The organism is Pseudolysinimonas sp., from assembly GCF_031389465.1.
GTDB lineage: Bacteria > Actinomycetota > Actinomycetes > Actinomycetales > Microbacteriaceae > Pseudolysinimonas_A.
This window is the reverse complement of the sequence record NZ_JANMSQ010000274.1, coordinates 1-7,866: the sequence shown is the minus strand read 5'-3', so window position 1 is coordinate 7,866 and position 7,866 is coordinate 1. Positions and strand designations below refer to the sequence as shown.

At 68.0% G+C, this 7,866-nt stretch carries 8 protein-coding genes; 3 read left to right on the top strand and 5 right to left on the bottom strand.

Annotated features, from left to right (window positions below):
* Nucleotides 1-1,156: DNA recombination protein RmuC (locus tag RMO30_RS10900; RefSeq protein ID WP_309713227.1), on the top strand; the 1,156-nt coding region annotated here is incomplete at its 5' end.
* Nucleotides 1,157-1,171: 15 nt separating this feature from the next.
* Here the strand turns inward: RMO30_RS10900 and glpX are convergent.
* Nucleotides 1,172-2,170, bottom strand: a complete 999-nt coding sequence (gene glpX, locus RMO30_RS10895) for a class II fructose-bisphosphatase (RefSeq protein ID WP_309713225.1) — start codon at nt 2,168-2,170, stop codon at nt 1,172-1,174.
* 137 nt (nt 2,171-2,307) lie between these two features.
* Here glpX and fbaA point away from each other — a divergent pair, with 137 nt between their 5' ends.
* Nucleotides 2,308-3,339, top strand: coding sequence for a class II fructose-bisphosphate aldolase (fbaA, locus tag RMO30_RS10890; protein ID WP_309713223.1), 1,032 nt, complete (start codon nt 2,308-2,310; stop codon nt 3,337-3,339).
* On the opposite strand, the gene RMO30_RS10885 is transcribed toward fbaA, so the two are convergent.
* Genes RMO30_RS10885 through RMO30_RS10870 form a run of 4 tightly spaced genes read right to left on the bottom strand, consistent with a single transcriptional unit; the run spans nt 3,332 to nt 7,235 of the window.
* The gene (locus RMO30_RS10885) at nt 3,332-4,492 is read right to left on the bottom strand and encodes a hypothetical protein (RefSeq protein ID WP_309713220.1); all 1,161 of its coding nucleotides are present in this window, start codon (nt 4,490-4,492) and stop codon (nt 3,332-3,334) included. The genes fbaA and RMO30_RS10885 overlap by 8 nt on opposite strands.
* Nucleotides 4,489-5,688: an ATP-binding protein gene (locus RMO30_RS10880; protein WP_309713217.1), complete on the bottom strand. Its 1,200-nt coding sequence runs from the start codon at nt 5,686-5,688 to the stop codon at nt 4,489-4,491. Before RMO30_RS10880 ends, RMO30_RS10885 begins: the two co-directional genes overlap by 4 nt.
* A gap of 3 nt (nt 5,689-5,691) precedes the next feature.
* Nucleotides 5,692-6,198 carry a DUF6264 family protein gene (locus RMO30_RS10875; protein ID WP_309713214.1) on the bottom strand — a complete coding sequence of 169 codons (507 nt, stop codon included), beginning with the start codon at nt 6,196-6,198 and terminating at the stop codon, nt 5,692-5,694.
* Between the two features lie 5 nt (nt 6,199-6,203).
* Nucleotides 6,204-7,235 (bottom strand): 4-hydroxy-3-methylbut-2-enyl diphosphate reductase, encoded by a 1,032-nt coding sequence (locus RMO30_RS10870; RefSeq protein WP_397427930.1) that lies wholly within the window; start codon nt 7,233-7,235, stop codon nt 6,204-6,206.
* Between the two features lie 168 nt (nt 7,236-7,403).
* Between RMO30_RS10870 and RMO30_RS10865 the strand changes: the two genes are divergently transcribed.
* Nucleotides 7,404-7,866: exodeoxyribonuclease VII large subunit (locus tag RMO30_RS10865; RefSeq protein WP_309713229.1), on the top strand; the 463-nt coding region annotated here is incomplete at its 3' end.

Sequence of the window (7,866 nt, the reverse complement as noted above, 5' to 3'; positions counted from 1 at the left end):
CGAGCAACTCGGCAGCGCCCAGGACCAGTACCGCGACCTCATGGAGCGCACCCGCCGCGAGGCCGAGCAGCGCGCCGAAGCCGAACGAGCAGAGAGCAAGGTGCTGCAAGCCCTCGCCCCGGTGAAAGAGTCACTCAGCTCGATGCAGCAGAAGGTCACCGACCTCGAGCAGCAGCGCAGCATCCAGCACGGCGAACTCGCCCAGCAACTCAAGAGTGCCGTCGAGTCGGAGGAGCGCCTGCGCACGACGGCCGAGTCGCTCGCCTCCGCGCTGAAGAACAACGCGACCCGCGGCGTCTGGGGCGAGACCCAGCTGCGGGCGGTCGTGGAATCCGCCGGCATGATGGAGCACGTCAACTTCGACGTGCAGTCGAGCATCAAGATCGACAGTCGCACCTCGCGGCCCGACATGGTCGTCACCCTCCCGGGCGGCAAGAGCATCGCGGTCGACGCGAAGGTGCCGTTCAACGCCTACCTCGACGCCGCCGCGATCCTGCCGACCGCGAACGACGCCGAACTCGCCCGTCGCGAGACCCTCATGAAGCAGCACGTCAAGGCCGTGCGCGACCACATCGTCGCCCTCGGTGCACGCTCCTACTGGGATGGACTCGACTCGAGCCCCGAGATGGTCATCGCGTTCATCCCGAGCGAGTCACTGTTGTCGGCCGCCCTCGAAGCCGACCCGTCAGTGATGGAGTTCGCGTTCAGCAAGCACGTCGCGCTCGCGTCGCCGGTCACGCTGTTCTCGGTGCTCAAGGCGGTCGCCGTGAGCTGGCGGCACGAGGTCGTCACGCAGGAAGCCAAGAACCTGTTCGACGTCAGCCGCGAACTCTACGGCCGGCTTACCACCCTCGCCGGGCACGTCGACAAGCTCGGCCGCACGATCGAGCGCAGTGTCAAGGACTACAACACTTTCGTCGGGTCGTTCGAACGCCAGGTGCTGCCGTCGGCCCGGCGCATCAGCCAGCTCGACTCCTCGAAGCTGCTGCCGCCGCTGACCGAGATCGACGAACTGCCGCGCGAACTGACGGCATCCGACCTCACCGCGGTGGTGGAAGAACTCAACGCACTCGACGGCACCGGGGTTGCGCGGGCGGAGCTCGACGTCGACCTCGTCGAGCCGCCCACGCCCATCAAGAAGCCGAAGACGGCCTGACGCCGCACTCGCAGGTCAGTCGCCTTCGCCGAGCCACTTCTGCACGAGGTGGTCGGCCGTCACGCGCCGGATCGTGCCGGAACGCGCCCGCAGCACGATGCTCTCGGTACGCAGAATCGGGCCCTTGCGCTCGACTCCGCGCACCAGCGCCCCGTCGGTCACCCCGGTCGCGACGAAGAAGGTGTTGTCGCCCTTGACGAGATCGTCGGCTTCGTAGACCTCGTCGAAGCGCAACCCGGCGGCCGCACCACGTTCACGCTCGGCATCCGACTGCGGGTACAGCACGGTCTGGATGAAGCCGCCGAGCGCCTTGATCGCGCACGCCGTGGCGACACCTTCGGGGCTGCCACCGATGCCGACGCACATATCGAGCCGACTGTCGTAGCGCGCCGCGTTGATGCCACCCGCGACGTCGCCGTCGAGCAACAGCCGCGTACCGGCGCCGGCCGCGCGGATGTCGGTGATGAGCTGCTCGTGGCGCGGCCGGTCGAGCACGCCGATGAGCATCTCGTCGAGCTCCTTCCCCTTCGCTTTCGCCAGGGCTCGGATGTTCTCGCCGATCGGGTGACGGATATCGACGACGCCGATGCCGGCCGCGTCGGTAACTAGCTTGTCCATGTAGAACACGCTCGACGCGTCGAGCATCGAGCCGCGATCGGCGGCGGCGATCATCGAGATCGCGTTGCTACGCCCGGCCGCGGTGAGCGAGGTGCCGTCGATCGGGTCGACCGCGATGTCGCAGGCGGGACCATTGCCGTTGCCGACGACCTCGCCGTTGAACAGCATCGGCGCCTTGTCCTTTTCGCCTTCGCCGATGACGATCGTGCCGGCGAAGTCGACCGTTCCCAGGAACTTGCGCATCGCATCCACCGCCGCGCCGTCGGCGCCGTTCTTGTCACCGCGCCCGATGTAGGGAAACGCCCGGATGGCGGCTGCCTCGGTCGCCCGCACGAGCTCCATCGCGAGGTTGCGGTCGGGCTGGGTGAACAGGATGCCGGGGTCGTCGTCCGCCATGGGATGTCCTCATCGATAGAGATGCGTCGGGGTGGCCCTAGTGGCGGAGAGGGCGCTGAGTGCAGCTTACCGAGCCCCGGTAAGCTCAAGGCCGCCGGGTGCCACCCCGAAGCACCGTTCCGTCTAAGGAGTCCCCTATGCCCGTCGCCACTCCCGAGCAGTACGCCCAGATGCTCGACACCGCCAAGAAGTCGGGCTTCGCGTTCCCGGCGATCAACGTCTCGTCGTCGCAGACGATCAACGCGGTGCTGCAGGGGCTGACCGAAGCGGGCTCCGACGGCATCATCCAGGTCACCACCGGCGGCGCCGACTACTTCGCCGGCCAAACGGTCAAGGCTCGCGCGGCTGGCGCCCTCGCCTTCGCCGCGTTCGCGACCGAGGTCGCCAAGAACTACCCCGTCACGGTGGCCCTGCACACCGACCACTGCCCGAAGGACGCCCTCGGCGGCTTCGTGGAGCCGCTCATCGCCGCCTCCGAGCGCCAAGTCAAGGCCGGCGGCAACCCGATCTTCCAGTCGCACATGTGGGACGGCTCGGCCGTGCCGCTGCCTGAGAACCTCGAGATCGCGAAGGCTCTGCTGCCGCGCATGAAGGCGATCAACGCGATCCTCGAGGTCGAGATCGGTGTTGTCGGCGGCGAGGAGGATGGGGTCGCCCACGAGATCAACGAGCACCTGTACACGACGCTCGACGACGCGATCGCGACCGTCGAAGCGCTCGGGTTCGGTGACCAGGGTCGCTACATGGCCGCGCTCACCTTCGGCAACGTGCACGGCGTCTACGCGCCCGGCAACGTGAAGCTGCGCCCCGAGCTGCTCAAAGAGATCCAGGACGGACTCGCGGCGAAGTACGGCACCGGCGCGAAGCCGCTCGACCTGGTCTTCCACGGCGGCTCCGGCTCGACCGACCAGGAGATCGCGGATGCCGTCTCCTACGGCGTGGTCAAGATGAACATCGACACCGACACCCAATACGCGTTCACGCGGTCGATCGCCGGCACGATGTTCGCGAACTACGACGGCGTGCTCAGGGTCGACGGCGGGGTGGGCAACAAGAAGATCTACGACCCGCGCGCTTGGGGCAAGACCGCCGAGACCGCGATGGCAGCTCGCGTGACGGAGGCAACGCGACAGCTCGGTAGCGCCGGCAAGTCGATTACCTCTAAGTAACGTCGCCGCCAGTCGCCGGCAGGTTGAACGTCACGCGCAAAAACTTGTCGTCGCTCCACTGCAGATCGTCGACGCTGCCGCGAAGCGCGATGTAGTACGGCGCGAGCTGCATGACCCGCCGCCCCTCGGGCAGCTCGAAGTCGAGACTCACCCCGACCGCGGTCGAGCAGTCCGGATGCGCGCGTAGTTCGACGAGCAGCGACCCGGCATCCGTTCCCGGCGTGTCGAGGACTGCGCGGATGAGAGCCCGAAGCGCCGTTCGCTGCGACGCCCGCATCCGGTTCGCCTGACGGTCGGGGTCAACGACGACGAGCCTGTCCTGCGCCACCGCGTCGAGCCAGCTCAGATTCGACTGGGTGACGAGGTCGTCGCGCAGCTGCCGCGCAAGGTTTCCGGCGAGAGTTCGATCGGCGGTCGTGACCCTGCCTGCGCGGGCGACACTCTCAATGAACGGAGCCGCCCGGGAGATCAACCGACCCAGCCGGTCGCGTTCGAGCCGCTCATTCAACTCACCTCGGGGGGCGTCGAGTGACAGCATCGACTGGGTGCGGCGCTCGATGAGCGGCAGCGTGCGGCTGACCACGGCAATCGAGAAGGCGGCGGTCGCGACGATTCCGCAGACGAGCGGCGACCCGATGATGACCGCCGTCGCGATGGGCCCCCACCCGCTCACCTGAGGCTGGATCACGAGCTGCGCGATCGGTACTGCGATGAGCGTTGTTGCGGCACCGAGCACGAAGATCGCGCGGGCCGGCAGGTACGGGCCAAGCGACCCGATGACCAACGCCAAACCGAACGGAGCCCACCAGAGTTCGATCGACAACACCGTGTCGGAATAGCCGATTGCCGAGAGCACGAACCCCGTGATCCCGATGACGAGCGCAACGCTCGCCCCTCCCCAGCTGAGTCGCCGCCGCATCGGTCGGGTAAGGGCGTGAACGAGGATGCACGCGGCCGAGCATAGAGCGACGCCGATGACCTGCAGCAGCGGGTCGTTGCTTGCGCCCCAGGTGATGCCGGCAAATGTTCCTCCGTAGAGCAGGTTCAGCCCCGCGAAGACGAGCGGCACGAGCGGCCCGGTGAACCAGCTGAGAGGGTCAGCCTCTTGCGCGGAGAGCCGCAGAAACCGGTGATTGAGCAGCGTTGACCTCATGACGTGCCTCGCTGACCGGTCGGAGCGGAGATGATCACCGAGGTACCTTCGCCCGGCGCCGACCAAATCTGCGCCCGTCCACCAACCGACCCCATCCGCTCGACCACCGACGTGCGTAGACCGAGCCGGTCGGGCGCTACCGCGTCGGGGTCGAAGCCTGCGCCCCGGTCGGTGACCATCACGGTGACATGTTCGGGGTCGGCGATCACCTCGATTTCCGCCGTCGTCACCCCGGAATGCCGCAGAACGTTCTCGAGTGACGCCCGGAGTGCGGCGAGCAGTGCATCCGCGACGTCAGCGGCGAGCACATGGTGGGCGATCGGCGAACCGGTCAGGTGAAGGCTGAGCCCGCGCCACTGGAACTCGCTCGCCATGCGCGCAAGATTGTTGCGCAGCCCGGCATCCTCGGCGGGCAGGTTGACGGCGGCCGACGCGGTGATCCAGTCCGCGCCCCTGAGTGTTTCGAGATCGACCAGCAGCCGCTCACGCGTGCGACGATCGATCCGATCGGGGGCGCTCATGACGACCGCGAGGTCGTTGAGCAGGGTGTCGTGCACGACGGCTGTCGTGCGGCGCGCGAGATCCTCGCCGTGCTCGAGAGCCTGCGTCTCCGACTCGAGGTCGTCGAAGTTGGGCACCCGACTTCGGATCCGCGCTTGGATCGAGGCAAGCGTCAAGTAGGCGAGGGTCGCGAGCCCGAGAACCATGAGCGGTCCGAAGCCCGGGGAGAACGTCATCCCGACGATCGCGAACGCGACAACGCCGGTGACGACCGAGACCGCGAACCCGAGCAGTGACCACGCAATCCCCACAACGGCACGGGTCGCGGGGATCCCGACAAGTACGAGCGCGAGCGACGGCCGGTTGACGAGATACGGCGAGTGCTCGACGATCTCCGGATCGCCGATCAGCAGCGTCACCTCATAACCGAGCGTCGCGATTCCGGCGACCGCGAGGTAGAGCATCGCGACCCACCGGCGCGGGCGCAGCACGACGGCGACGATCCCGCCGAGCACGACACCGAGCAGGATGAGCGGGAGGGGCAGATCAGCAATGCGCTCGCGCTGCACGAGTGTCTCGACCAGAACGGGCACCGTGAGCAGGATCGTCGCCGCGGCGACCGCCCAGCCTGCTGCCGACACGGAACCGGTGATGACGGCAGCGGCGGTCTCCCGCGGCAGGATGCGCACGCGCATCGATCAGGCTCCGGCGGGGGGTAGCGCGCCCGGCGTCTGCAACACGATCGCCACCAGCACGACGCCCCAAGCGAGCACCGACAGGGCGCCACCGACGAGCGGAACCCAGAACGCGATCCGACCCTGTCTCAGCATGAGTACCGCGATCGCGGCCGATGCCAAGACGAGCGCGAGAGACACCACGAACAACACGACACCGCCGATGCGCGCCGCGTCTGTGAAGTCGATCGGCTCGGCAGACGTTCCCTTCGTCGCGACCTCGAGGAAGCCCTCGAAGTCGAGGAGCACGCCCGCGAATTGCACGAGGTTCAACACCCCGAAAGCGATGAGGGCGATCGTGACCGGCCGATCGAGGCGTCGCAGTGTCGAGCCGCGGAGGGAGACGACCGCGGGCGACGGCGACGGCTGGGGAAGGAGCGGCGATCCCGGTGCGGCCGTGCCGCGCAGGGCGGCGACCTCCTCGGGCGTCGCGTATTCCCCGTACTGCGGCACCGGGCGGGGGTCCGACATCCGGATCAGCTCTGCCAGTCGAGGCGACGGGTGCGTCCGCCGAGCCCCCGCTCGTCGGGGTTGCCCTGGGCGTCGGTGCGCAGCTCCTTCGGAAGCGAGAACATGAGGTCCTCCTCCGCGGTCACGACGGTCTCGACGTCGACATAGCCGGCATCCGCCAGCTCTGCGAGCACTTCCTGCACGAGCACCTCGGGCACCGAGGCGCCGCTCGTCACACCGACGGTTGCGACACCGTCCAGCCACTCCTGCTGGATCTCTGTCGCGTAGTCGACGCGGTGCGCGGCCGTGGCCCCGTGCTCGAGGGCGACGTCGACGAGCCGCACCGTGTTCGAACTGTTGGCCGACCCGACGACAATCACCAGGTCGGCTGCCGGCGCGACCTTCTTGATCGCGACCTGCCGGTTCTGGGTGGCGTAGCAGATGTCGTCGCTCGGCGGATCCTGCAGGTTCGGGAACCGCTCACGGAGCCGCCGTACGGTCTCCATCGTCTCATCGACGCTGAGGGTGGTCTGCGAGATCCAGACGAGGTTGTCGGGGTCGCGCACCACGAGCGCATCGACATCGTCGGGCGAGGTCACGAGGGTGGTGCGCTCGGGGGCGTGCCCCATCGTGCCCTCCACCTCCTCGTGACCGGTGTGCCCGATCAGGAGGATGTCGAGGTCCTGCTTGGCGAAGCGCACCGCCTCGCGATGCACCTTCGTCACGAGCGGGCAGGTCGCGTCGATCGCCTGGAGGCCGCGGTCGGCGGCGCCCTGAACGACCGCCGGCGAGACGCCGTGGGCGCTGAAGACGACGTGCGCGCCTGCCGGCACTTCGGCGACGTCATCGACGAAGATCGCACCGGCCTTCTCGAGTGTGCTCACCACATGCACGTTATGGACGATCTGTTTGCGCACGTAAACCGGCGCGCCGAAGTTCTCGAGCGCCTTCTCGACAGCGATCACCGCGCGGTCAACGCCGGCGCAGTACCCGCGCGGCGCCGCGAGCAGCACGCGCTTGGTGCCCGCGATGGGTGAGTCGACAAGACGCCCCCGCACTGCGGGAATGCGGGGCGGGGTCAAGACGACCGCGCCGTTCGTGATGCCGGCCACACCCCGATTCTACGGAGCGCGCCTGGGCGGGGCCGGGAGGCCCGTGGGCTCGGCTAGCCTCGATCCGTGGCAGAGCCCGAGCGATCTTCCCCCGAGGCTCCGTGGCCGGTCGCGATGATGTCGGGGAAACTCAAGGAATACATCGACCGCCTCGGCACCGTGTGGGTCGAGGGCGAGCTCGCGCAGTGGAACGAGCGCAACGGCGCCGTGTTCGGCAAGCTCAAGGACCTCGACGGCGACGTCACGCTGTCGTTCCAGCTCTGGTCGTCGACCCGCGCCAAGCTCAGCGAGGAGTTCAAACAGGGCGACCACGTCATCGCCCTCGCCAAGACCGAGTTCTGGGTCAAGGGCGGCACCCTCTCGATGCAGGTGCTGAACATGCGGCACGTCGGGCTGGGCGACCTGCTCGAGAAGCTCGAACGACTGCGAAAGCAGCTCGCGTCGGAGGGGCTCTTCGACCTCGACCGCAAGAAGCCGCTGCCCTTCCTTCCCGCCTGCATCGGGCTGATCACCGGAAAAGACAGCGACGCCGAGAAAGACGTGGTCCGCAACGCGCGGCTGCGCTGGCCGTCGGTGA